Source organism: bacterium, from assembly GCA_037143175.1.
Taxonomy (GTDB): Bacteria; Verrucomicrobiota; Kiritimatiellia; order CAIKKV01; family CAITUY01; genus JAABPW01.
In genome coordinates this window covers 59163-84799 of sequence record JBAWZF010000001.1, presented here as the reverse complement: position 1 = coordinate 84799, position 25637 = coordinate 59163, and the positions used below count along the sequence as shown (strand labels likewise).

General features: G+C 54.5%; 18 protein-coding genes. 15 read left to right on the top strand and 3 right to left on the bottom strand.

Going from position 1 to position 25637, the window contains the following annotated elements:
* Position 1: 1 nt before the first annotated feature.
* Positions 2-1285 carry a tRNA (N(6)-L-threonylcarbamoyladenosine(37)-C(2))-methylthiotransferase MtaB gene (gene mtaB, locus WCI03_00360; protein MEI8138297.1) on the top strand — a complete coding sequence of 428 codons (1284 nt, stop codon included), beginning with the start codon at positions 2-4 and terminating at the stop codon, positions 1283-1285.
* Here mtaB and infA read toward each other — a convergent pair.
* Positions 1263-1493, bottom strand: a complete 231-nt coding sequence (gene infA / locus WCI03_00355; GenBank protein MEI8138296.1) for a translation initiation factor IF-1 — start codon at positions 1491-1493, stop codon at positions 1263-1265. The genes mtaB and infA overlap by 23 nt on opposite strands.
* 170 nt (positions 1494-1663) lie before the next feature.
* Between infA and smc the strand changes: the two genes are divergently transcribed.
* From smc to WCI03_00335, 4 genes are read left to right on the top strand one after another with little or no spacing between them, the layout of a single operon-like run.
* Positions 1664-5269 carry a chromosome segregation protein SMC gene (smc, locus tag WCI03_00350; GenBank protein MEI8138295.1) on the top strand — a complete coding sequence of 1202 codons (3606 nt, stop codon included), beginning with the start codon at positions 1664-1666 and terminating at the stop codon, positions 5267-5269.
* A gap of 28 nt (positions 5270-5297) precedes the next feature.
* Positions 5298-6113 (top strand): inositol monophosphatase family protein, encoded by an 816-nt coding sequence (locus tag WCI03_00345; protein MEI8138294.1) that lies wholly within the window; start codon positions 5298-5300, stop codon positions 6111-6113.
* 23 nt (positions 6114-6136) lie between these two features.
* Positions 6137-7645 carry a trypsin-like peptidase domain-containing protein gene (locus WCI03_00340; protein MEI8138293.1) on the top strand — a complete coding sequence of 503 codons (1509 nt, stop codon included), beginning with the start codon at positions 6137-6139 and terminating at the stop codon, positions 7643-7645.
* Positions 7642-9138 carry a hypothetical protein gene (locus WCI03_00335; GenBank protein MEI8138292.1) on the top strand — a complete coding sequence of 499 codons (1497 nt, stop codon included), beginning with the start codon at positions 7642-7644 and terminating at the stop codon, positions 9136-9138. Before WCI03_00340 ends, WCI03_00335 begins: the two co-directional genes overlap by 4 nt.
* Positions 9139-9162: 24 nt before the next feature.
* Here the strand turns inward: WCI03_00335 and WCI03_00330 are convergent, their stop codons facing one another.
* Positions 9163-10290 carry an ATP-binding protein gene (locus WCI03_00330; GenBank protein MEI8138291.1) on the bottom strand — a complete coding sequence of 376 codons (1128 nt, stop codon included), beginning with the start codon at positions 10288-10290 and terminating at the stop codon, positions 9163-9165.
* 353 nt (positions 10291-10643) lie between these two features.
* Here WCI03_00330 and WCI03_00325 point away from each other — a divergent pair, with 353 nt between their 5' ends.
* The 10 genes from WCI03_00325 (at position 10644) to larC (ending at position 23525) form a co-directional block, all read left to right on the top strand.
* On the top strand, positions 10644-12296 hold the full coding sequence (locus WCI03_00325) for a glycerol-3-phosphate dehydrogenase/oxidase (GenBank protein MEI8138290.1): 1653 nt from the start codon (positions 10644-10646) through the stop codon (positions 12294-12296).
* A gap of 34 nt (positions 12297-12330) precedes the next feature.
* Positions 12331-13134: a 1,4-dihydroxy-6-naphthoate synthase gene (locus WCI03_00320; protein ID MEI8138289.1), complete on the top strand. Its 804-nt coding sequence runs from the start codon at positions 12331-12333 to the stop codon at positions 13132-13134.
* Positions 13131-14597 (top strand): UbiA-like polyprenyltransferase, encoded by a 1467-nt coding sequence (locus tag WCI03_00315; GenBank protein ID MEI8138288.1) that lies wholly within the window; start codon positions 13131-13133, stop codon positions 14595-14597. The genes WCI03_00320 and WCI03_00315 overlap by 4 nt, the downstream gene beginning before the upstream one ends.
* A gap of 42 nt (positions 14598-14639) precedes the next feature.
* Positions 14640-15200, top strand: coding sequence for a UbiX family flavin prenyltransferase (locus tag WCI03_00310; protein ID MEI8138287.1), 561 nt, complete (start codon positions 14640-14642; stop codon positions 15198-15200).
* The gene (locus tag WCI03_00305) at positions 15197-16981 is read left to right on the top strand and encodes a UbiD family decarboxylase (protein ID MEI8138286.1); all 1785 of its coding nucleotides are present in this window, start codon (positions 15197-15199) and stop codon (positions 16979-16981) included. Before WCI03_00310 ends, WCI03_00305 begins: the two co-directional genes overlap by 4 nt.
* Entirely contained in the window at positions 16978-18435 is a 1458-nt protein-coding gene (gene ubiE, locus WCI03_00300) for a bifunctional demethylmenaquinone methyltransferase/2-methoxy-6-polyprenyl-1,4-benzoquinol methylase UbiE (protein MEI8138285.1), read from the top strand. Before WCI03_00305 ends, ubiE begins: the two co-directional genes overlap by 4 nt.
* Before the next feature lie 22 nt (positions 18436-18457).
* Entirely contained in the window at positions 18458-19270 is an 813-nt protein-coding gene (locus WCI03_00295; GenBank protein ID MEI8138284.1) for a four helix bundle suffix domain-containing protein, read from the top strand.
* Between the two features lie 79 nt (positions 19271-19349).
* On the top strand, positions 19350-21533 hold the full coding sequence (gene mqnC, locus WCI03_00290; GenBank protein ID MEI8138283.1) for a cyclic dehypoxanthinyl futalosine synthase: 2184 nt from the start codon (positions 19350-19352) through the stop codon (positions 21531-21533).
* Positions 21534-21564: 31 nt separating this feature from the next.
* The gene (gene larB / locus WCI03_00285) at positions 21565-22305 is read left to right on the top strand and encodes a nickel pincer cofactor biosynthesis protein LarB (protein MEI8138282.1); all 741 of its coding nucleotides are present in this window, start codon (positions 21565-21567) and stop codon (positions 22303-22305) included.
* A complete protein-coding gene (gene larC / locus WCI03_00280) occupies positions 22302-23525 on the top strand; it encodes a nickel pincer cofactor biosynthesis protein LarC (protein ID MEI8138281.1) in 1224 nt (407 codons plus the stop codon). The genes larB and larC overlap by 4 nt, the downstream gene beginning before the upstream one ends.
* Here larC and WCI03_00275 read toward each other — a convergent pair.
* Positions 23514-25634: a glycoside hydrolase family 52 protein gene (locus WCI03_00275; GenBank protein MEI8138280.1), complete on the bottom strand. Its 2121-nt coding sequence runs from the start codon at positions 25632-25634 to the stop codon at positions 23514-23516. The genes larC and WCI03_00275 overlap by 12 nt on opposite strands.
* Positions 25635-25637 lie beyond the last annotated feature (3 nt).

Below are 25637 nucleotides of genomic sequence, written 5' to 3'. Positions count from 1 at the left end.
GATGAATCCCACCGTCTCATTCAAAACCCTGGGGTGCCGGCTGAATCAGGCCGAAACCGCAACGATAACCGCTGCTTTTTCAAATGCAGGTTACGTGTTCACCCCTTTCGGAACCGTCTGCGACGTCACCGTCATTCACGGCTGTGCCATCACCGGTAAAGCTGAACACAGTTCGCTTTACGCGGCCCGGCAAGCCAAACGCATAAGCCCCAATACTCTGGTGATTCTTGCGGGATGCCCCGCCGAAACTCTTGGTGAGTCGTTGCGCGACAACCCCAGTGTGGATTTAGTCATTGGGCAATCCGAAAAATATTCCATTCCCGAGCTCCTACACCGCCTCCATCCGGGGCACTACCCCATTCCGCCAGCTACGGTCAAACTTCAAGCGGCTCCTCAATTCGAAACTCAACGCGCTCTGATCAAAGTTCAGGACGGGTGCGACTTTCATTGCGCCTATTGCATTGTTCCCACGGCGAGAGGAGCCCCAGTAAGTCGCCCGTTAGCCCAAATTTACGATGAAATTAAATGCGTGGTTGAGGCTGGCTTCAGCGAAATCATCCTGACAGGAGCCAATCTGGGACGCTATCAGGATGGAAACATTCATCTGGTTGATCTGATTCAGAAAATCGAGACCATTCCGGACTTGAAGCGCATCCGTCTCAGTTCCATCGAAATCACAACCACCGAACGCGCCATCATTGATCATATGGCGAACTCACCAAAACTCTGCCACTTCCTGCACATCCCACTCCAAAGCGGTGACGACCACACCCTCGCAACCATGGGACGCCGGTATAATTCAGCCACCTATCGCCAGGCCATTGACCATGCCGTCAACGCCATTCCTGATCTAGGACTGGGAACCGATATTATTGTGGGATTCCCGGGTGAGGACGATAAAGCGTTCAATAACACAGTAGCCCTGGTTCGCGCTCTTCCCTTCAGTAACCTTCACATCTTCCCTTATAGCCGGCGCTCAGGTACTCGTGCCGACACCATGCCAAACCAAGTCCCTGAATCAAAAAAGAAAGAACGGTTTCAAGCGCTGACCGGAATCGGCGAAACCAAACGACAGCTTTATGCCGAAAGTTTCATTGGCAAGAATGTCTCTGTGCTGATTGAACGGATCGATCCCGCTGGAAATGGGCACGGCTGGACCGGTCAGTATGTTCAAACCTGCCTGAAAGGCGCAAACCTTCATCCACGCCAGATTGTCACCGCCTGCGTGACTCGGGCCGAAGCAGGCTCAATTGAGGCAATCGTCAAGTCTTGTGACGGTAGGTAATGCGACCTTTGGTCAGATCGTAGGGGGAAATTTCGACAGTAACCTTGTCACCGGAAGTAATCCGGATGAAATGCTTACGCATCTTTCCGGAGATATGAGCCAGGATTTCGTGCCCATTCTCCAATTTTACCCGATACATAGTGGCGGGTAAAACCTTGGTCACGACTCCATCAACGCGGATCATATCATCTTTTGCTTCTTCGGCCATAGTCTCTCCTGAAATATCCCAATTAAGTCGGCTGAATAAATATCACGCCCCACCCTCCTTGTCAATATTGGGAAAAATATCTAATTGAATCCAGCCCCTCTTGATGGTACGTTTTGCCACTCATTTCCGGAGCCAATAAAGATCTCTCAGTCAGGAGTATTCTCGTGTATTTGAAATCCATTCATATGGTCGGGTTCAAGAGTTTTGCGAATCCGACAACTTTAAATTTTGAGCCCGGCATGACCGCGATCGTCGGCCCTAATGGGTGCGGCAAGAGTAATGTTTCAGATGCCGTTCGCTGGGTGCTGGGTGAGACCAGTGCCAAGGCCCTCCGTGGGTCAAAAATGGAAGATGTCATCTTTAACGGGACCGATACCCGTAAACCCGTTGGCATGGCGGAAGTTAGCATTACCTTCACAGATTGCGAGCAAACCCTCGGCACGGATTATCACGAAGTTACGGTGACCCGGCGGGTCTTCCGTTCGGGCGAAGGCCAGTACTTCATGAACAAGACCGCCTGCCGACTCAAGGACATTCAGCGGCTCTTCATGGATACCGGTATCGGGACCTCCTCCTACTCCTTGATGGAACAAGGCCGCATCGATCAGGTTTTGAGTTCACGCCCCGAAGATCGTCGTGAGATTTTCGAGGAAGCCAGCGGGATCACCCGCTTCAAGGCGGATAAGAAGGAAGCCCTGCGCAAACTGGAACAAACCGAAGCCAACCTGCTCCGCCTGGATGACGTAGTACGCGAAGTGAAGCGCCAGATCGGATCCCTTCAACGTCAAGCCGGTAAGGCGCGCCGTTACAAGGAATTACGCGATCAACTCCGGATGTTCGATGTCTATTGGACCGCCCGGAAACTGGAAAAGATGGATGGCGATCTCCAGATGCTCGACACCACCATCGCCGAGTTGGGTCAGAAAATTCAAGAGTTGCATGAATCTCTTCAACAAGGGGAAGCGCGTGGTGCCGAGTGGCGGAACGCCATTATGGAAATTGAGCAGTTGATTGGCGAGACTACCGAGGAACGCGCGACCGCTCAAACCCGCCTTGAACACAATACTGACCTCATCCGCATCAATCGCGACCGCATTGAGGAACTCCGTAATCTGGCGGAACGTGACCGTAGCGATAGTGTTCTCGCGGCATCCCAGGCCGAACAACAACGGCTGACTCTCACGACGCTGAAGGAAAGCCTGTTGGCCACCATTCAGGAGCGAAACGAATCAGAGGCGGAATGGAATAAGAAGAACGCGGATCTGGCCGGTCATGAGGGGCAGGTTGAAAATGCCCGCAAGGAAATCCAAGGACTGCGATCCAGTGCCATGGCACTGGATCATACCCTCTCTCAATTCCAAAACCAGTTGAGCCAACTCGAAGCGAAGCAGCAGTCAACCATTGTACAGCGCGAACGCATGGCTGCAGAACATGCCCAGATCGAACGTGGTGCCGCCGAAACCGAAGCCCAACTCGGACAGATCGCGGAACACCTTGGATCCCTGCAGCAGGAACTTGAAAACCGGGAGGGCCGCCTTGAGTCACTTCAGTCCCTCCGGAACGAAAAAAACATCGAGATCGACGCTTTGCGCAAGGAGTGCAGCGAAATTCAGGGACAATTGGCCGTTAAAAAAGCCCAAATCGAAATTCTCGAGGCCGATGAACAGTCCGCCAAGGATTTCCCCGAAGGGGCCCGACTGGTCATGGACTCCTCCAATCCCCTCGGCATTAATGCCAAAGCTGTTCTTGGTGCACTGGCCAGCCACATTCAAACGGAACCCGAGTATCGAACCGCACTGGAATCGGTCCTCCGGGCCTGGCTCGATGCCGTGGTGATTGCCGATGCACCTGACGCGCTGGCCATCCTTAAAGAATTGCAAACCCGCAAGGCGGGTGCCATCCGTCTGTTGGCGGCAAACGCTGCAGCCACTACGACTTCCACCATTCCTGCACCGCAGGGGGCGCGCCGATTATTTGACGTCATCACCTGCACTCCTTTCGCAAAGCCCGCGGTGGCACGCTTTTTAGCCAATATCTTTGTCGTGGATTCGACCGAGAACATCCCCGCTGAGATTCCCGAGGGTAGTGCGGTCGTAACCCTCGGTGGCGTTGTGGCCAGAGCCGACGGTGCCTTTGAGTACTGGGCCACCGATGCCCGCGCCAGTAACCCCCTCACCCGCCGACACCAATTATCCGATCTCCATCAAGGACTTGAAGGGCTTGATGATGGGCTCTCCCGCCGGAGTCATGCCGTCGCCTCCCTGGCCGCCGAACTCACTGACCTAAACCGTAAGATCGAGGACGCCACCAACCAACTGACCGCCCAGCGTCGCGCCGTGGCGTTAAAGGAAGGGGAATTCCAAATTGTTTCCAATGACGCCCGTCAATCGAAACAGAAACTGGAAGTCATGGCGTTTGAGTTGGATAAACTGCGCCAACTATCCGGAAGTGACGAGGAACGACAAAACCTCAGCAGGGAGATTGCAGAAGGCCGAGCCCGACAAGCGGAAATGCTTCGCCGATTGGAGGAACTCACACACGTCCTCCAGGATATGGAGGGCCGTCGTACTGCCCTGCAGGCGGCCGCCACCGAAGCGCGCCTCCGGTTCTCTGAAGCACGCCAGAAGGCCGAGCACATGGAATCCCAATTAGAACCTATCAATCATCGTCTCGCCGAACTCGATTCGGTTATCAAATCGCGCTCTGCGGGTCTCGTCCAATACGAAAAGACGATTGAACAGCTCACCCATGCCACCGCAGAAGCGGAAAGCCAGTTCTCCAGTCTGCAATCCAATGCATCCGCACTCGCTGAAAAGCTGGAATTGATTAAACGCCAGCGTACCGAAAAAGTTAAGGAACTCTCCGTACTGGAAACCGAACTCCTGACGAAGCGTGATTTGATGGATAAGATCCGCGACCAGCGCTCCAAACTGGAAGTCAACAACGCGGAGCATAAAATGCGCCGCCAGAACATGGTGGAGCGAGTCACTTCCGAATGGACGCTCACTTTGGAAGATGTGATGAACGCGCCTGAACCCCAACTGGAGGGCGAAGCCCCGGTCGTTACAGAAAAACCGGCCTACGAACAAATCATCGCCGACGTGCGTACCAAAATCGAGGCCATGGGCCCGGTCAATCTGGTGGCTATTGAAGAATATCAGGAACATGAAGAACGCTATGCGTTCCTGACCGGTCAGCAACAGGATTTGATCAATGCCAAAGATCAACTCATGGAAATGATCAAAAAGATCAATCTAACCACCTCCGAACTTTTCGCCACCACCTTCGCGAAAATTAATGAAAACTTCCAAATAATGTACGAGCGGCTGTTCAATGGCGGCTCAGCTAAATTAGTCATGATGGCAGAGGAGGATGTTCTGGAATGCGGAATTGACATCATTGCCCGCCCCCCGGGGAAACGCCTGCAAAGCGTCTCACTCCTTTCAGGTGGCGAGCGCACCATGACGGCCGTCGCCCTGCTTTTCTCCATTTACCTGATCAAACCGAGCCCCTTCTGTTTGCTGGACGAATTGGATGCCGCTTTGGACGAGTCCAATATCGGGAGGTTTGTGAACGTCCTGGGCGACTTCCTTAAAATGTCACAGTTTATCGTGATCACCCACAATCGGCGCACGATCGCCGCCGCCAGTGTCATTTATGGCGTGACCATGCAGGAATCCGGAATCTCCCGCACCGTCTCCATGAAGTTCGCTGAATACGAGCAAAGCAAGGAAATGCAACCGAACACCAAGAGAATCGTGATCCCGGTAAAGTAAATCCGGCCCCTACTCACGAACGTATCTTATGAACACCCACCCAGAAATCGCCCCGGCCCTTCTACTTGAGACTCTTGTGCTTGCAGTGCGAACCGCGGGGAATCATGCTAACAACAACCGGCACCGTAAGACGGAATCGATCATGGTGGCAGCACATGACGTTAAGCTGAAGCTCGATCTGGAATGTCAGGAAATCATCTGGGATATCATTCGCACGCATTTCCCGACACATGCCATTCTGGCAGAAGAGAGTTCTGACAAGGGGCAACCGGCGGATGACCCGCATCAATCTCCCTATACCTGGATTATTGACCCTATCGATGGCACAGTGAACTTCACACACGGCCTCCCCTGGTGGTGTTGCTCGGTTGCCGTAAACTACCACGGGAAAACAGTTGCCGGGGCCGTTTATGCCCCCGCCACCAACGAATTGTTTACCGCAGCACGCGGAGGAACCGCTTGTTGCAACGGGATCCCTATTGCCGTCTCCAGTGTCACCACCCTCAAAGAATCAATGGTGCTGACAGGCCTTGACCAAAAGTTCACAGAACAGGATCAAAGATTAAGCCGTTTTCTGGCCATATCCAACGCAGTTCAAAAGGCTCGCGTCATCGGTGCGGCGGCCCTGGATATGTGCCGAGTTGCTGCCGGCCAGTCGGATGGCTATTTTGAGGGCGGCATTTACACCTGGGATGTTGCCGCTGCCGGTTTGATCGTGGAACTCGCGGGCGGCCGGGTCGAAACTCTGGCGGAAACCTCCCCCCATCGCCTGATCTACATGGCTACCAACGGCCTCATTCATGACGAATTGAAAACCTTGATCAAGGGGCTGGATTACACATAACGGATCTGAAGTCAGGAGTCAGCATGACTTGCTATAAACGTCAACTTTCCCCTCTTATCCGGAACCTTCTACTGGTCATCGTCTTGAACCTTTCATGGCCGAGTTTCGCGGGGATTGACCATCAGCGTCCGTCGGTTACCAAAATTTTCGTTACCGTTCAACAGGAAGATTTCCGCCAGCCTTGGCAGTCCAGCCCCCCGATGAGCGGCAGTGGTTCGGGTTTTATCATTAAGGGTAAGCGCCTGATGACCAACGCCCATGTCGTTTCAGATGCCCGATTTATAGAGGTTCAGAGGGAGGGCGATACCCGCAAATTTTCAGCCCGTGTTCTTTTTATCGCCCACGACTGCGATATTGCAGTGTTGGAAGTTAAAGATGAATCATTTTTCGAAGGAACCCAACCCCTGACGTTTGGATCCACCCTTCCAAGTCTGAATGACGCCGTGATTGTATTGGGATATCCGATGGGCGGCGGCCGCCTTTCGCTCACCAAGGGTGTGGTCTCCCGGATTGACTATAACCTCTATGCCCATAGTTCGATTGACTCGCATCTGGTCATGCAGGTGGATGCCGCCATTAATCCCGGCAATAGCGGGGGCCCAGTTCTCTTCAATAATAAAGTGATCGGCATTGCATTTCAGGGAATCGCCGCCTCACAGAATATTGGTTACACCATCCCGCTTCCCGTGATTGAGCATTTCTTGAAAGATATTGAAGACGGCACCTATGATGGATACCCGGAATTAGGGGTGGATCATCTCCGTACTGAAAACCCGGCCTTGCGCGCCAACCTCGGCCTCCCCAAGGGCAGTAGCGGCGTAGTCGTCGCCAATGTGGATCCGTTCGGCGCAGCGGCGGGGCTTCTCAAGCCCCGCGATGTTCTGCTATCCATCGATTCCCATCCCATCGCCAACGATGGGTCCGTACGACTGGAGGGTAACAGCGTTGAATACACTGAGTTTGTTGAGCGCAAACAATGCACTGAAAGCATTTATTTCACCATTTGGCGGGAGGATAAAACGCTGGCCATCATCGTTCCCCTGAAACGCAAGCCCGACCCCTTCATCTTCCGCCAAACCTACGATGAAAAGCCCGATTACCTGATTATCGGCGGTCTGATTTTTTCCCCGCTCAGTCGCGGTTATCTGGCCACCTTGGGAACGGATCTCAACACTCCGGCCGCCCAACACCTGCTCTACACAGCACGTTATGCCAAGTTGGACAACCTGATCAAGGATCGCACCCAGTTTGTTCTACTCACCGGGCGTCTGCCCCATCCCGTGAACACCTATTGTGCCAGTCACTTCAACCAAATTCTTGCCTCTGTTAATGGCCAGCCCATCCGCAATATTCGCGATATTCCCGATGCTTTACTAAAAGCACCCCAGGGCTTCCATGTATTCCGTTTCGAGGGGCGGGACGATCCCCTCATCATGGATGCAAGCCTAACGGCTAAAGCAGACGCTGAAATTCTAACCCAATACAGCATCCCTACCATCAGCCACATCCCGTCTCAGGAGGCCAAACAATGAAAATCATCATACGATTGGCCTTTCTATCGGCAGGAATCATGGCGTTAGTCAGTTCGCCTGCCACAGCCGAAACGAACACGCTCCCCGGGTGCGTGGCTGAAGTCCTTGTCACCGCCCAGAAGTTTGATTCCCATTTCCCCTGGAAAAAAAGCCGCCCTGAAACACGCGCCGGATATGGGGTCGTTATGGCCGACGGCAAACTGATCACCACCGAGGATCTTGTCCGAAATGCCATGCTCATTGAGATTCAACACCCTGGAGGAGCCATCAAAACTATGGCCCGGGTGATAGAGGCGGATCCCCGGATCAATGCCGCGTTACTGACGGCAGTTACCGATGGCTATACCCCGGCACAGTGGGGCGCACCGGTTGGCACCGGTGCCAAAATCCAAATTGTGCAATTTGATGAGGCGGGGCAACAACAAAGCGGAGAGGGCCGCATCACGGGCATTCAGGTCTCCCAACTCCCAAACGCCCCTCTCAGCATTCTAACCTTTCAAGCCCTGACCGACCTCAAACTTGAACGTATCGGCTCCCCTGCATTTCATGAGGGAAAACTAGCCGGGCTGATTATGGAATATGATGATGCCACTCAAACCAGTCTGGTTTTACCAACGGCTATTCTGAAGCGATTTATGGAAGACGTCAGCGCCCCGCCCTACCGCGGGATCGCAGTCGCAGGCATGACCTGGTCGCCGCTGATCGCCCCCGCGAATCGAAAATTTTACGGCCTGCTGAATGATGACCAGGGCATACTGGTCTTGCGAACAATTCCCGGAAGTGGTGCTGCAGCCGTCCTCCAGTCAGGCGATGTTATTTTAAAGTGGGATGGATGCGCCATTGATTCACAAGGCTACTACACTGATCCGGATTTCGGGCGCTTAGTTCTCATCCACCAGATTTCTGGTCGTCGCCATCCCGGCGACGTCGTAACGGTCACCCGCTGGCGCAATCAGAAAAGCGAGGAAGTACAACTCAAGTTGGACTCCTACAATGATTCAAAATCATTAGTTCCTCTCAATATTGAGGGGGAGCAGGCTGAATATCTCGTGGAGGGCGGCTTTATCTTCCGTGAATTATCCGCCGATTATCTGCTCGCCTACGGGGCACAATGGATGGTTCGATCTAACCCGCGTTTGGTAGACCTGTATTTGACCCGCGCCCAGGCGCCCAGCAAACCCGGCGAGCGGATCATCATTCTCACCGGCATCCTTCCGGACCCCATCAATGTGAGTTATCAGGAGATTCGTGATGAATTGGTAACACAGCTCAATGGGAAACCGGTATCAAGCATGAATGACGTTTTCGCCATTCGTGATCAGGACGGGGGGCTGACCCGCATCCGACTGAAAACCCTGGGGTTGGATCTGGTCATGGACAAGGCCATGCTGCCGGAAGCGAATCGCCGGATTGCCATGCTTTACGGCATTCCGAAACGGGAACACCGAAAATCGATCCCCGCTTTGGGGCCGCTACGCAGCCCAATGAAATAAGCCCTCCGTCACTTCGGAGCCATCTCATGCGGGAGGGGTTTTGTCGGGTATGGCGAAACTAAATGTTGCGCCAGCATGTTCCTTTCCTTCAGCCCACACATGCCCTTCGTGTCGGTGGATGATGCGCTGAACAATGGCCAGGCCAATTCCGGTTCCCTCAAATTCTTCGGCCTTATGAAGCCGTTGAAAAGCACCAAAAAGCTTTCCCGCATATTCAGGATTGAAACCTGCCCCGGTATCTTTGATATAATAAACAGCTTCCCCGTTTTTCAAATCCCCGCCGACTTCAATTGCTTTGACGGATGATTTCATCGTGTATTTAATAGCATTCGATATCAAATTCACCCACACCTGTCTTAAAAGAACGGGATCACCCCACACACTAGGAAGAGGCCTCAAGGTAAATTGAAATTGCCGCCGAATCTCTTCAGAAACGACCTTATTATATACCTCATTTACCAACGCAAACATGTCGATCTTGGCAGACAGTAACTCACCTTGAGTAGTTCTGGAAAGTGTCAGCAAATCAGTAATTAAACGATCCATTTTTCGTGAATTAGAACGAATAATACCCAGCAACCGCCGCCCTTCGTCGTCAAGTTTATCCCCATATCCTTCCTCAAGAAATCCGGAAAAGCCATCCATAGCCCGCAAAGGGGCACGCAGATCATGGGAAACAGAATAGGCGAAAGCCACCAGTTCCTTATTGGTGCATTGGAGTTGATGAGTCCGTTCCGCCAGATGTTTCTCAAGATTGGCATTCAATAAAATAATTTCCTGAGCCCGCTGCTGAAGAGTTTCCAGCATCTGATTAAACCCGGACGCTAACGCAGCGGCCTCATCACCACCAGATAAGACAACTCTGGCATTTATATTCCCATCTCGCACCGACTCCATTACTGCCTGAATGACTTTCATTCTTCGGACGAAAAAAGTGCTTAAGGCCATGGCCATCAGGGATCCCACAATGATGGCCAACCCCGCATAGATCAATCCATCCCAAACCATGCGAGTGAGTACGCCCCCCCCCTCCCGCAGGCTGAACGCTGCAATAAAACCCATCATCACAACGGCATGCACTAATGCGACACCGGCTACCAGCTGCCGCCGGAGCGTCCCCATAAAGAAATTGCGAGCAGATGTGTAATCCATATTACTCCCCAAATATAGAATATTTAAGCGATCTCGTCCCGTTCCACCAAGACCAATGCCACGGGATCTCGCCGTACAGGGACTACCACTGTAACCTTTGCGCCCTTCCCAACAACGCTTTCAATCTCGAGCCTGCCTCCAATGGCAACCAGGCGTTCACACAGATGGAATAAACCTTGAGAGGCGTGGGCTAGCGAAATGCTCCTTAGTAAGATACTAACAGTTACACGACAAAATTGAATATAACTCTCCAGTCAATAATTGCAAGTCTTGAGACTGCTATTCGAGTTGACATGCCCGTGAGATCAAAGTAACTCATGCGTTTGAATTTTGCATTTTACAGGGAGAAATTAATGAATAGGGATATTGCCAGCCTTTCGGGGCGCGAATTTGACATTTTAATCATCGGGGGTGGCATTCACGGGGTTACCCTGGCCCGGGAAGCCGCCTCGGCGGGCCTCAATGTGGCCTTGGTTGAAAAATCAGACTTCTGTTCCGCCACGTCAGCCAACAGCCTGAAAATCCTCCATGGCGGCATTCGTTACCTGCAACAGGCCAATCTTCCTCGTGTGCGCCAATCCGTCCTCGAGCGGCGTACATTATTGCAAATTGCCCCCCACCTCGTTACCCCCCTCCCCTGTGCCATGCCAACCTACGGACATGGAATGAAGAGCCGAGAGGTCATGTTCTGCGGCCTGCTGGCTTATGACCTCTTGAGCCGGGATCGGAACCAGGGGCTTCCCCTTGATAAAACGATTCCAAATGGCCAAATTGGCTCACGCGCCGATTGGCTGGCCATCGCCCCGGCCTTGAATAATCCCTGCTTTACGGGCACCGCCCTATGGCACGATGCCATCACCGGCAACACCGAACGGCTTGGGTTGGGATTTGTGACCGACGCCGTTCTGGCAGGCGCCATAGTGGCCAACTACGTCGAAGTCACGGGGTTCCAAAGAAACGGTCATGATGTCACCGGTGTCACCGCCATCGACCTAATAACCAAGCAACCCTTGACGATCCATGCCAAAGTAACCGTAAACAATACCGGAACCTGGGCCAAGGAAACTCTACGAAAGCTAGGCGAAAAGGTCACCACTCCTGAATACCAGTGTGCCGTGGCCATGAATATCGTCTTGCGCAAGCAGCTGATCGCAAGTCATGCCATCGGGCTTACGGCATACAAAGAAGGCTGGAAAAATGGCCGCCTTTTCTTCTTCGTTCCCTGGCGGGATCGCACCATGGTGGGAACCTATCTTCGCCCGCACACAGGCACTCCCGACCAACTCAAGGTCACCCCGGAGGATGTCCAGTCATTCATTGATAATTTGAATCTCGCTTATCCCGCAGCCCAACTGAAGCCTGAGGATGTTACGTTCATTCAGGCAGGGATCATGCCCGCCGCAGATAAGGACGTAGCACCAAACGGAGAGCCCAGCCTCCTGAATCACTATCAGATTCTAGATCATGCCAAAGCGGATCATATCAATGGCTTGCTGACTATTCTCGGAGTAAAATGGACTACCGCACGCGATGTGGCACACCGTACCTTGGCCATCATTCAAACCAAGTTGGGCCAACCCAAATCGAGTTCAGCCTCCGTTATCCGCCCGTTACCGGGCGGGGACATTCCTGATCTAACGGCGCTCATTAACGAAGCAATCCAGTCGGGCTTGACAGAAGCCACTGCACGCCACCTTGTAGGTAACTACGGAACCTGCTACCGGGATATCGTTCGACTGGGAACCGGAAATCCCCTTTGGTTAAAGCCACTGGGTGAGGGAACCCCTGTTACGGGGGCCGAGGTCATTTTTGCCCTGCGTGAAGAGATGGCCCAAACGATGACCGATGTGGTTCTGCGGAGAACCGACCTGGGATCTGCGGGCCGTCCCGCCAAAGCCGCGCTGATGAATGCCGCCGTAATCATGGCGCGCGAACTCGCCTGGAATGCCCCGCGTCTCGATAAGGAACTGGCCATTCTCAACGCCCTTCCCTGCTGGCCAAGCTAACCGAAAGAGTATTCAGGATTCAGGAGTTTAGAATATGAACCTCTCCATGGCCTATTCGCCTTGTCCGAATGACACCTCGATGTTTCATGACGTCGCGTCCGGCCTTTTGGCAAACGCCGGTTACGAGGTATCCGTACACCTTCATGACGTCGAGACACTCAATCAACTGGCACTGAATGCCACTTTCGACATCACGAAAATCTCCTTTTACACTTACCTCCTGGTTCGCCACCACTACCAACTCCTTAACTCCGGCGCCGCGCTCGGGTTCGGCTGTGGGCCGTTACTTGTGTCAAAATCCCCAATGGCGCCGGTCGACATCACCCGCTGTCGAATCGCCATCCCCGGCAAACTCACTACCGCACATCTGCTCCTTCAGCTCTGGGCACATGAAGTCCGGCAGAAAATCTTTGTCCCCTATGACCGCATCATGGAACTGCTGCGTACCGGCGAAGCCGATTGCGGCATTCTTATTCATGAGTCACGCTTCGTATACCAGCAAGCGGGCCTTACCTGCATTACAGATCTCGGGCAATGGTGGGAGCAGCAAACGGGCCAGCCCATTCCCTTAGGCTGTATTGTTGCCCGCAAGACACTTGGAAATAGCGTCATCGCCGAAGTCGAAAAAATGCTTCGCCGATCTATCATCCACTCCCGGGCTCATCCTGAGGACTCCGCTCATTACGTCCGTGCACATGCCCAGGAAATCGATGAAGCGATCATGAAAAAACACATTGATATGTTTGTCACCGACTTCTCCGTTGATCTCGGTGAAGCCGGCCACAAGGCCATTGCCGTCCTGGAATCGATGGCACGTAAGGCGAGGGTGATTCAATGATTGCCATTCTTCTGGCCACGATCAGTGAAGCACAGCCACTGCTCGAACTGCTCATGGCCGAAAAACGTCTGGACCAACCCTTCGCAACCTATAGTTTTCAAGCTGCAGGCCGCCGCCCGGGCGGCTTAATCATCATTGCGGGGATTGGCCCTAAGGATGCGGCGGCCGCCACCGATTACGCCATCACCGCCCGAGGCGCCACCCGAATCTTGAACGTGGGAATCTGCGGGGCCCTCACCCATGCCGTTGACCCCGGTCATATGTGTCATATCACTGAAATCGTCGAAGGAGATGTCCTGCTAAAAGATCCCACAGCTCCATCGTTGCCGCTCCCCACTGAATCCCTTTGGCGCTCACTGCCCTCTGCAAGACTGGTATCCGTCAGTGAGCCGGTTTTCGGTGGCGAGGGCCGGGCCATTCTGGCCGCTCACGCTGATATGGTCGATATGGAAGGTTATGCGATTGTGCAGACGTGCCAGCAGAAAGGCATCCCCTTTCAATTGCTGAAGGTTGTCAGTGATCGTGCCGATGACACCGGCCACGAGGAATTGCATCTTAATCTCACACGCGTCTCCACCATTCTGGCAGAAGAAGTGATTGTCGGACTGGAACACCATCTGGCACCGCCGGTTCAAAGTCTGATGGCGCGGCTCTTCAATTTCGTCAAAATCGAACACACCATTTTCAGTATCCCCCTGCTGCTGGCGGGGGCCTGGCTCGGAGCCGGTGGGAAATGGCCGGGACTTCACCTCCTAATGCTTATTATGCTGGCAGGAGTTGGCGCACGAGCCTTGGGCATGGCCATGAACCGAATCCTTGACCGTCACCTCGACCAGCTTAATCCCCGCACGGTAAGCCGCGAACTCCCGAGCGGCAAGCTTTCAACGAAACAAGCCTGGGGCGTTGCGGCCACCGGCCTCTTTATCTACCTCGCGGCATGTGCGGCACTTGGCCCTTTGTGCCTGAAACTGTCCACGATACCGGCCTTGGTTTTGATTACATATTCTTTACTTAAGCGGTTAAGCTGCCTCTGTCATTATGGAATTGGAGTCTGTCTGGCGCTTGGCCCTCTGGGGGCCTTCGTAGCCGTCAGGGGATCTACCGACATCGATGGAGCGACCTTGATGTTGACACTGTTCACCTTCTGCTGGATCAGTGGATTCGATATCATTTACGCCCTGCAGGACATCAAGGCCGACCGCGAGATTGGTGTTCACAGCCTTCCTGCAGCTCTGGGCAGTACCGGTGCCCAATGGGTGGCAGCCCTCACTCATCTCATCGCTGCAGCCGCCGCCATTCAGCTCTGGGTACTGGTCGGCGGGGGACTGGCCTCTGGGCTGGCGCTGACCGTCACCATCGCTGCTTTAGGGTTGGCCTACTGGTCAAAGCTGCCACTTCATGCTAGATTCTTCCCCGTATCCGCCATTGCCGGAATTGCCGGAGCCATGATTGCGATGCTGTAAATAGTGAGATGTGAAACGTGAGATGTGAAAAGTGGTTTGAAAATGAATCTATTACTCGCTGTAAGTGGTGCCACCGGGTCATATGCCGCAGAACTTCTGATCAGGAAATCGCCATGGCCGGTCGCGCTGGTGGCCAGCGCCTGGGGTCGGAATGTATATGAACGTGAATACGGCGATTTTTCCAAGCTGGCCGCGATGGCCGCCAGGGTCTTTGACGACACCGATCTCGCAGCCCCCGTGTCATCAGGTTCGGTTCCCTCGGCTGGGATGGTCATCCTTCCCTGCTCCACCAACACACTGGCTAAAGTGGCACACGGCATTGCCGACACCTTGATCTCACGCGCAGCACATTGTCACCTGAAGGAACAACGCAAACTGGTGCTCTGCGTGCGAGAATCGCCCTGGACTCAAATCGATTTGAATAATGCCGCCACAGTAGCTGGTGCCGGCGGCGTGATCATGCCTCTTTCCCCTCCCTTTTACCAGGTTGCCGGCAGGGACCCTCGTCAGGTCACCATGACTGACCTCCTTGAACTCTACGTGGATCGTGTGCTGGCCGTTCTGGGGCACCCCGCCCCCACAAACTGGGAGACCATCTCTTGAGTGCCACTGATCTCCGGGGATTTATCAATCAACTTGAAGCCAAAGGGCAACTCGCCCGAGTTACGGAGGAAGTCGATCCGGATCAGGACATTACAATCATCCAACACCGGCTTCTGGCCGAGCAGGGCCCTGCGATTTTATTTGAACGGATCAAAGGTTCACCTTATCGCCTGGTCTCCAATCTTTATGGAACCCCCGAACGGGTTGAGATGGCTTTTGGGCGTCACCCCGGGGCCATAGGTGAAGATTTGGTTCGCCTCGCTGAACGCTTCATGCCCCCCACGCTGTCGGCGGTGTGGGCAGAACGTCGCGAGCTCTGGAAAGTAGCCAAAGCCCGTATGAGAACCGTACGCCGCGGCCCCATTCTTGATCAATGCTTTAGCCCTGCCCGACTGGATCTATTACCCTGCCTGACCTGCTGGCCGCTTGATGGTGGGCCCTTTTTCACCTTGCCACTGGTCCATACGGTTGATCCGCTTACAGGGGCGGGCAATCTCGGCATTTACCGCCTGCAACGTTATGACGCCACCAGCACAGGAATGCACTGGCAGATCGAAAAAGGGGGCGGTTTCCATTTCCAAATCGCCGCCGCCCGCGGGGAATCGCTTCCCCTAAGTGTTATTCTGGGGGGCCCGCCAGCGCTGACCATTGCCGCCATCACGCCCCTCCCGGAAGGGATCGATGAACGACTGCTAGCCGCCTTGCTCATGGGCCACCCATTGGATGTTATCAAGCGATCCGGCACCGGCCACCGTATTCCCGCCACTGCTGAATTCGTGCTGGAAGGAAGGGTGACTCCCGGTGATGAACGACAGGAAGGCCCCTTCGGCGACCATCTGGGCCACTATTCTCACAGTGCCATATTTCCGGTTTTTCGAGTAGATCGCATGCTGGCCCGTAAAGATGCCATCTATCCAGCCACTGTGGTCGGCAAGCCCCCTCAGGAGGATTACTATATTGGAGAGGCCCTCCAGGAAATGACCCTCCCCTTGTTGAAACTAATCCGCCCGGCTATCAGCGATCTATGGGCTTATCCGGAAACGGGATTTCATCCGCTGGCCATCGCCGCCGTCAGAGAACGCTACGGACAGGAAGCGCTCAAACATGCCCTTGGACTCATGGGCGAAGGCCAACTCTCGCTCACGAAAATCATGATCGTGGTGGACCATGATGTCAATGTCCGGGACTTTAAAGAGGTCAGCCACGCCCTGTGGGAAACGCTTGACGCCAACCAAGGGATCCATCTGCTGGCCCCCACCGCACAGGACACCCTGGATTTTACCGGACCATCCATGAATACCGGCAGTAAACTGATTCTGTTAGGGACCCGGGGAAATCGCCCGCCACTCCGACTTCAACCCCCGCCGCCCCCGCCTGCCCCTGTTGCTGTGCACCGCCAGATTATTGCCATGGTGGCAGTGGGCGAAGCCTTTCTCGTGGCCCAGGTCCAACCCGACGCCAACAAAGAGGAGATCCGTGAGGCGCTGGCCTCACACCCCGTCACCCGCCAATATCTATTCCATGTTCTGGTTTCGTCCGATGTGCCCCTGAATGATTTGCGAATGATTCTCTGGGGCTGGTTTACCCGATTTGATCCGCTCCTTGATCTCCACCCCACACAGCGTGAAATCGTCGGGAACAGACTGGTTCTACAGTTTCCAATCGCCATCGATGCGACATGGAAGCCCGGATATCGCCAACCCGTGGCATTCGATCCGGCCCATGAACGTAGGGTCAGTGAGAACTGGGCGAGTTACGGAATCCCGGAGCGTAAGCGATGACAGGCCCCGCTCGTGACGCGCTCATCCCTGCGGAGGAAAACCGGCGCATGTTCGACCGCATCGCGCGGCGGTATGACCTCCTGAATGCCTTAATGTCATTCGGCCTGCACCGGATCTGGAGGCGTCGCGCTATAGAAACCCTTAATTCTAAAGGTTTCGCAAGAGGTGACCGGGATTTTCTGGACATCGGCTGTGGCACAGGTGATGTGGCGATTGCCGTGCTGAAAAAGGACCCGACGGCTCGAATTACCGGCATTGATCTCTCTGCCCCGATGATTGAAATCGCCGACCGGAAAACACGGGCGGCTGGCCTGCAAAGCCGGGCGACCTATCAAACTGGAGATGCGACCGCCCTCGCATTTGGCGACAATTCATTTGACAGCATTGTCAGCGCCTTCTGCCTGAGAAATATCGAAGACCGCGCAAAAGCCTTCCAGGAGATGAGGCGGGTTCTTCGTCCAGGCGGCACGGTTGTCATCTTGGAATTAACCAAGCCCACAACCACCCTGCCGCTATGGATTCACCAATTTCACACCAGTCGGATCATTCCGTTGCTGGGCTCAATCCTTTCGCAAGGCAGTGCCTACCGCTATCTGGCTGACTCGATCGAGCATTTCCCAACGCCTGACGCCATCGTATCCGAGATGACCGTAGCCGGATTTACACAGGCCCGCCACATTCCCCTGACCGGCGGGTTTGTGACCATGTTCACAGCCCATTCGCCGCATCCCTACTCCTTTGCTGCTCCGGAATATGCCAATTCGGTCCCTCTGGCACAATTCATCCCCAAGGTTAGTCCCGGATCCCACGTGGTTCTCAACACCCCGGCTCAGTTAATTGCCCCATTACTGGATGGAACTATTGATGCGGCGCTGATTCCTGTCGCGGCCCTATTCGCCAACCCGAGACTTATGGCGCTCGAAGGCACCGGGATCTGTGCCGGCAAAGAAGTCCGCAGCGTCTTACTCCGGTGCAACCGGCCCCTCGAAGAAGTGCGCACAGTTTGTCTTGATCCAGCTTCGCGAACATCAAATGCCTTGGCACAAATCCTTCTGAAGAACCATTGGAAGCGCACCATCCAGATCGTTACAAATCCGACGGAAGCCGACGCCTCGGTGGTCATTGGGGATCGTGCCCTCTACGAAAAGCCCGGTCCGGGCGGTGATTATGATCTGGCTACAGCCTGGAACCAAATGACTGGCCTGCCATTTGTATTTGCCGTGTGGGCGGTGCGCCGCGACCACCCCGATCCCGCGGGGCTAACAAGGGTGATTCAGACTGCCAAGCAGGACGGTGTGGCCGCGATACCTGAGATCGCACATGAGCAGGCCGTCAAACTAGGGTTGAGCGAAGCCAGCTGTCTGGCGTATTTCACAGACTGCATCTACTACGATATTGGCCCCCGTGAACGCGAGGCCATGGCCTCGTTTCAAAAACTTCTAGCAGACGCATAAGTTTTAGCTTAATAATAGCTAAATGAACGGCAGTGAAGTAAGTGATCCGACGGATCGGTCGGATCTGACGGATAGAAAAAGAAAAGTTCGACGCCTGCGCTCCAGCGGCGGATACCGTGAGTTGAGAGGGTTCCAAGTTGCCACGCTCATCTATGATGGCACCGTCAAATTCTGTGACCGCTTCATTGATAAACGCTCACGGACACACGATCAGATGGTGCAAGCCGCACGGAGCGGGCGACAGAACATCGCGGAAGGCAGCCGCGCAGGCGCAACAAGCAGCAAAACTGAAACCCACCTGACAAATGTGGCACGCAGCAGCCTGGATGAACTATTACTGGACTATGAGGATTACCTGCGCCAGCGAAAATTGCGACAATGGACGAAAGACGACATAGAAGCACATGAAGTGCGAAGCCTGGGCCGAAAATCAGATCGGTCGGATCTGACCGATCCGACGGATACTGGCGACCTCGCCCGCTGGGCGCTCTATGCTCCCTGGCTTGAGCACAAAGATCCAGCCATCATTGCCAACACATTGATTTGCCTGATTCACCAGGCCAATTACCTGATGGACCAGCAGATCATTGCCCTTGAGCAGTCTTTCATCAAAGAAGGCGGTTACAGCGAACAATTAGCAGTCGCACGGCTCGCAGAGCGGGAGCGATTGCGAAAAAATCCGACGGATCCGTCAGATCAGACGGATCTTATAAAAAACTGCCCGATATGCGGCCAACTGATGGCCATTAGAACCGCCCGGCAGGGTAAAAACATCGGCTCTCAGTTCTGGGGGTGCACGGGATACCCCACCTGCAAAGGCACTCGCCCAATGTAGAGTGCGCAATCGGCTTGTCAGCGAATCTCATCAACAGTATTATTGGTTCATAACTGAAGCAGTGGATGAACCTTTCAAAATGATTTTTCGCACTCAACCACCAATAACATTGCCCCGCCTATCGCCATCCGAGGCATTAGAGCTGTTGCGCCATGCCGATACCGCTGAACTCATGGGGCGCGCGAATCGAGTCCGCCACCAATTGCATGGCCGGATCACTTGCTTTACCCACAGCCTGAATCTCAACCCGACCAACGTTTGCGAAAACCGCTGTGAACTTTGCGCCTTCTGGCGCGAACCGGACGCCCCTGACGCTTATGTCATGACGCTCGACCAGGCCCGCGACCGGCTCCTTGCCGCCGATAACATGGGGCTGACAGATCTTCACATTGTTGGGGGTTTGCAGGAAGATATCGGACTCGAGTACTACGAGTCCTTATTCCGCCTGGCCCGCTCAATTATGCCGGGGGTTCTCATTCAAGGCCTGACTGCTGTGGAAATCCATTCACTGGCCCAGCGCTCCACTCTACCCGTGGCAACCGTTTTGCGGCGCCTGCATGATGCCGGCCTCAGCGCGATTCCCGGCGGCGGGGCAGAGATCTTCAGCGGTTCCGTACGCGCCCAAATCTGCTCCAAAAAGATCTCCGCCGAAGACTGGCTCTCGATTCATCAACACGCCCACAAACTCGGAATTCCCAGTAATGCCACCATGCTCTTTGGCCATCTGGAAAAGCATGAAGATATTATCGATCATCTTACAAGATTGAGAGAGTTGCAGGATCAAACAGGGGGCTTCAAGGCTTTCATTCCCCTGCCCTTTCAGCCGCAGGGCACCCGGCTCAGCATCAGCCGTGGTCCCGGCGGATACCCCATTGCCCGCATTGTCGCCATCGCCCGGCTATTTCTGGATAACGTGCCGCACATCCGCATGCTGGTGAACTACGTTGACCGCAAGCTGCTTCAGGTACTGCTTGAAGCCGGGATAGACGATGTAGGAGGCACCAGCCTCGATGAGCGCATTGCCAAGGCCGCAGGGGCCCCAACCGACCAACGCTTTGGATCCATTCGAGAAATGGCTTCTTTCATTACCAACCTCGGGCTCACTCCCCGGCTCGTGAACAGCCGCTATGAAACAGCAGCACCCGACACTAGTCCCTCGATTGCCCCCCCCGAACAGCCACCCGCACCTTCTGCAACTCTATCCATCGCGCTTAACAAAGCCCGGAATGGCGAACGACTCGTGGCCAGCGAGGCTGTTACGCTCCTTATTGAAGCTGGGCTCGACCAACTGGGCACATTGGCTCATCAGCGTCGCTTGCAGCGCGTGCCCGGTAATCTTGGAACCTTTGTCATCGACAGGAATCTTTCCAACACGAATGTCTGCGAGGCCGGTTGTAAATTCTGTGCCTTCCACGTGGCGCCCGGTTCCGGCAAAGGCTTTTGCCTGACTTCAGACGAGATAGTGCAGCAAGTCATTGAGTCGGTTGACCGCGGAGCAACCCAGGTGCTGATTCAAGGGGGATTAAATCCCGATCTCGACCTGAATTTTTATGAACGCGTGTTTACTGCGATTAAGCAAAAGGTGCACGTTTGCGTGCATTCACTCTCCCCGACAGAAATCACATACCTCGCCCGGAAAAGCGGCTTGTCGTTACGGGAGGCTCTGGAACGATTACGTCGGGCTGGTCTTGATTCACTGCCGGGTGGAGGAGCGGAAATCCTGGTGGACGCGGTGCGCCAACAGGTCAGTCCTAAAAAAATCACCACCGCTGAGTGGCTTGCCGTAATGGAGGTCGCCCAGGAATTGGGGATGAAAACCACGGCGACCATGGTCTATGGACTTGGCGAAACACCGGCACAACGCGTGGAGCATTTGCTCCGTATTCGTGAACTGCAGGATAAAACGGGAGGGTTTACCGCTTTTATTCCCTGGAGTTTCCAACCCAATAAAACCCAATGGCTCCAGCGCCATGCCACCGGCCCGGATTACCTGAGGATGATCGCCCTCGCCCGCCTGGTTCTTGATAACATTCCTCATATTCAGGCAGGCTGGGTCACTGAGGGCCCCGACCTCTCCCAACTGGCGCTTGTTTTCGGCGCCGATGATTTTGGGGGGGTGCTGATGGAAGAACAAGTCGTTCGCGCCACCGGCACGGCTTATGCCGTCGCCCCTGAACTGGTGATCTCCCTGATTGCCCAAACCGGCCTGATTCCTGCACAACGCGACACACAGTATAAGCTTCTTCGCCGATTTCCTGCTTGATTCCCTCTTCACTCTCTTTCATTCTTAGTAGATGACTGTACGAACAATACTGGATTCTGTTGCGGATGGAACATTGTCGGCGGGAAAGGCACTCCGTCAAATTGAGGGATTGCGCGAAAAGAACATTGGATTCGCCCGACTGGATACGGATCGTCTCCGCAGGCGCGGGTTCCCTGAAGTCATCTTTGGTCAGGGAAAAACCGCAGAACAGTTGGTTAAAATCGTATCCGCTTTGGCCGCAGCCGGTCAAAACTGTTTGGCTACACGTGTCTCTAAAGAACAGTTTGCCGTCGTTAAAGCGGAGTTCCCCAAAACACGTTACCATGAAGTCGCCCGGGTTCTGACTTTGGATGTCACGCCACGGCCCCGCCCCAAAGGGTGTGTCGTGGTACTCTCGGCAGGCACAACCGATATTCCTGTTGCAGAAGAGGCCGCCCTGGTAGCAGAAACCATGGGCGCCAAGGTTGAGCGCGTCTACGATGTCGGAGTCGCCGGCCTCCATCGCCTGCTCCATCACTTGCCAGTCATGAAAAAGGCTCACGTTATGATTGTGGTGGCGGGAATGGAAGGGGCACTGCCCTCGGTTGTCGGCGGCCTGACCAACTGTCCCATCATCGCCGTCCCCACCAGCATTGGGTATGGCACCAGCATGGGCGGCATCACCGCCCTACTGGCCATGCTCAACAGCTGCGTCCCGGGCATTACCGTCGTCAATATCGATAATGGATTCGGCGCCGGTGTGGCTGCCGCCATGATTAACAAGGGCAAATGAAACGAATCTTATGGTTTGATAGCGTGGGTGGGGCGAGCGGCGACATGATTTTGTCAACGCTGATTGATCTGGGGGTACGCCCTTCGGATTTAAATGAGGCCCTAGCCTCCCTGGGCGATTTTCATATTGCCATTGAGGCCCGCCAACATGCCTCGAATGGAATGCACGGATCCCAGATTACCGTTCACGCTCACGAGCATCACGCCCATCATCACCACGAGTCCCTCGGGCACCATCATCACGCTCCACACCGGGGACTTCTTGAAATCCTGAGCATGATCGAAGCGGCCACCCTGCCGGCTGACGTAAAGAAAAAGAGCATCGCCGTGTTTCAGCGACTGGCGGAAGCCGAGGCACGCGTACATGGGAAAACGCCGCAGGAGGTCCATTTCCATGAAGTAGGCGCACTCGATGCCATTGCGGATATCGTTGGCGCCTGTCTGGGCTTGCATCTCCTCCATGTTGACCATGTCGGCTTTTCGCCCCTGCCCCAGGGACACGGAACCATCACCTGTGCCCACGGCATTTTCCCTAATCCTGCGCCAGGTACAGTGGAGCTTCTCAAAGGCTTTGCCGTGACCCATACCGATGAACCCTATGAACTGGTGACTCCTACCGGCGCGGCCTTATTGACCACTTGGTCTAATCTGAAAAGCTGGCCGGACGGCTGGCTGATCAAGGCCGTGGGGCATGGCTTTGGCCAACGGATCCTCGACAAACGTCCCAATTTATTACGTGGCATATTGCTTGAAGCGGCGCCCGTTAAGATAAGTGATCCCGACCTTTGCCTTGTCCTGGAGACCAATATCGATGACACCACGCCGGAACTGATTGGGGCCTTGGTGCAAAAACTCATGGCAGTCGGGGCGTATGATGCGTTTACGTCCGCCATTCAAATGAAAAAACAGAGGCCCGCCACACTTTTGACAGTGCTGTGCGCGCCTGAACTCAAGCCCGTAATACTGGATTTAATCTTTACTGAAAGCACGACCTTCGGGATCCGCGAACATCTCACACGCCGCACCATGCTTGAGCGGGAGTTTGCGACCGCGGAGACTGCCTATGGCCCCATCCAGATTAAAATCGGACGCTGGCATGGGACCCCGGTGACGGCCTCACCGGAGTATGACGACTGCGCCAGCGCAGCCGCCATCCATAAAGTCTCCGTTCGCGTAGTCTACGAATCGGCCCAAACCGCAGGCCGACGATTACTTTGGTAACTCTTCCAGCCAAAGCGCCGCCGTGACGCCTCGGGGATAGTATTTACTCCCCTTGGCGATACCAGACACGATCTGGTCGCTCCAAGACCAATAAGCATTCTGGGGATCCAACAACCAGCCCACATGAGCGGCGTCGGCCTTACGCTCGGCCGCACCCCATTTCCGGCCGAAGATCCGGCGTGCCACGAACTGGCAGATGTAGATTTTACTTAACCAGGAATTGTCGCTTGTAGATGAGAGCTTCCAGCCGCCATCAGCAAACAGGCAAACCCCCGGCTTAAGAACCACATCCAGATGTTTGCGCAACGCGATGATCAGTTCACCAAACCGTCCAGCCTCATCCAGAACCTCATGCAGTCCCTGCGCCCAGGGAAAGACGAGCCCTTCAATAGCCGGAATGATCTTCGATGCATTGCCCTCACCCATCACGGCCGGAAGCCAGTCTTCCGGCGTTTGATAGGAACAAATGGAGTCGGCACATTTCCGAGCCTGCTCCCCACATTGCGATGCCGTCTTCGAATCCTTTGCACGCCGGAAAACGGCTTCCATAGCCACATACGAAGCCCAGCATTTGACCGCCATATAGAGGTTGTGTCGTGATTGCCCCAGGGAGACGTCCAGACTGTCATAAGTGGTGATCTCGCTCCCCCCTTTGCACCGGTCGCTATCAAGGCTCATCAACCCATTCCTCTTCGCAGGATCGAAATGGTCACGGTTGAGCATACTCTCAAAACAGTCCTTAAGTACGGGAAGCCGCCGCTTCATCCATGCCTGGTCACCCGATCGCGCGGCGTAGGTCGTAGCACAAAGCACCCAATTGCAGAGCTGCTCATGAGTCATATGCGAAAAACAGCCGTGCAAGCCGAATAATTCATAACTGGAATAGGCCGGACGGGAAAACACATTCCCAATCCCCATGTCATGGGTAAAACTCAAACCGCCAGGTTGCAAACGCGCCACTCCAGGCTCTCTGACATGATCGGTATAGGCATAACGGGACAGGAATAAATCCAGCACATTCCGGACAACCCATGGATTTTTACCGAGCTCATAGAAGAGATGATCCACCGTCAGGTCGAAGGTATTCATCATCCGGTATTCACCTTCATTAACCACCCAGAGGGGCCGGCCTTCCTGTTTCAGAAACTCAGTGCTGCCGTAGTAACTCCGGATGGCATGCACCAATTGGAAGCGCTGATCATCAGAAAGATGTCTGGCCTTATCTAAAACGCGATCAGCGGCAAGGCTGGCACGGCGGGCCTCGCCAGCATGTACCAAAGACCAGTCCGCAACGGCCTCAATGTCTGAAAAGAACCGGGTATAATAATAAGATGTGGGCATCCCGGTCGTCACAATCCCGCCGTGGAAGAAACAAATAGCGAAGGTAAAGGTTTTCCGTTTTCGTGCCGGCACGGTAGCCTGAATCCCCCCGAGAGGGGCAATCCCAAAGCGAACATTATCCGGATGCTCAGGCCGCAACATATTCTCCAAACTGAAAAATGTTCCGACTTTGAGGCCACGGTCACGGCTGACAATGGCCGTCCGCGTGCCTTGCCCAATACCGCTGAAAGAGTGACCGGATTCGGAGTTCATCCAGCGCATATTGCTGTAGGGATCCCCTCCCTGCCAGGCGAAGAAGGCTGTTCGCGCCCGGTCGCACTTGCGATTATCAACTGTTAACTCCGCCCAAACTGCCGGCACCACGGCCGCCTTGACGGCCGAGGCCGCTGCTTTATCGGGATCGGGAATCGCCGGCATGGGGCTGAGAATACGAAAAACCATGTCCCCTGCCGTCCACGTATCGGTTCCCTGTTGAAAATCACGTTCAATTTCATCATCCGCAAAGGGCCGAAGGGGAAAAGCCTTTTTCGCCCCCCCCAGGGATTCTACCTCAAAACGATTGCGATCGTCTTCGGCCTGGGCATAAAATGGCAGACTTTCATAGGCGCTCCCGTCACGGTTTTCCACGCCGATATAGATGTTTTCATCCGCTGGCCGCCCCAACTCCAATCCCAGCCCTCCCTTGGCGCCTTTGCACCCAAGAGTGAAACTTGCAAACGCCCCAGAGGGCGAGTGATGAGCATTAAAGAAAATATTTGTTTTATTCATGAC

Coding starts and splice junctions, on each gene's coding strand:
- infA (MEI8138296.1), bottom strand. CDS start 1,493: ATGGCCGAAGAAGCAAAAGATGATATGATCCGCGTTGATGGAGTCGTG.
- WCI03_00325 (MEI8138290.1), top strand. CDS start 10,644: ATGAATAGGGATATTGCCAGCCTTTCGGGGCGCGAATTTGACATTTTA.
- WCI03_00345 (MEI8138294.1), top strand. CDS start 5,298: ATGAACACCCACCCAGAAATCGCCCCGGCCCTTCTACTTGAGACTCTT.
- WCI03_00330 (MEI8138291.1), bottom strand. CDS start 10,290: ATGGATTACACATCTGCTCGCAATTTCTTTATGGGGACGCTCCGGCGG.
- WCI03_00315 (MEI8138288.1), top strand. CDS start 13,131: ATGATTGCCATTCTTCTGGCCACGATCAGTGAAGCACAGCCACTGCTC.
- WCI03_00320 (MEI8138289.1), top strand. CDS start 12,331: ATGAACCTCTCCATGGCCTATTCGCCTTGTCCGAATGACACCTCGATG.
- WCI03_00335 (MEI8138292.1), top strand. CDS start 7,642: ATGAAAATCATCATACGATTGGCCTTTCTATCGGCAGGAATCATGGCG.
- mtaB (MEI8138297.1), top strand. CDS start 2: ATGAATCCCACCGTCTCATTCAAAACCCTGGGGTGCCGGCTGAATCAG.
- WCI03_00295 (MEI8138284.1), top strand. CDS start 18,458: ATGAACGGCAGTGAAGTAAGTGATCCGACGGATCGGTCGGATCTGACG.
- WCI03_00310 (MEI8138287.1), top strand. CDS start 14,640: ATGAATCTATTACTCGCTGTAAGTGGTGCCACCGGGTCATATGCCGCA.
- larC (MEI8138281.1), top strand. CDS start 22,302: ATGAAACGAATCTTATGGTTTGATAGCGTGGGTGGGGCGAGCGGCGAC.
- WCI03_00275 (MEI8138280.1), bottom strand. CDS start 25,634: ATGAATAAAACAAATATTTTCTTTAATGCTCATCACTCGCCCTCTGGG.
- larB (MEI8138282.1), top strand. CDS start 21,565: ATGACTGTACGAACAATACTGGATTCTGTTGCGGATGGAACATTGTCG.
- WCI03_00340 (MEI8138293.1), top strand. CDS start 6,137: ATGACTTGCTATAAACGTCAACTTTCCCCTCTTATCCGGAACCTTCTA.
- mqnC (MEI8138283.1), top strand. CDS start 19,350: ATGATTTTTCGCACTCAACCACCAATAACATTGCCCCGCCTATCGCCA.
- ubiE (MEI8138285.1), top strand. CDS start 16,978: ATGACAGGCCCCGCTCGTGACGCGCTCATCCCTGCGGAGGAAAACCGG.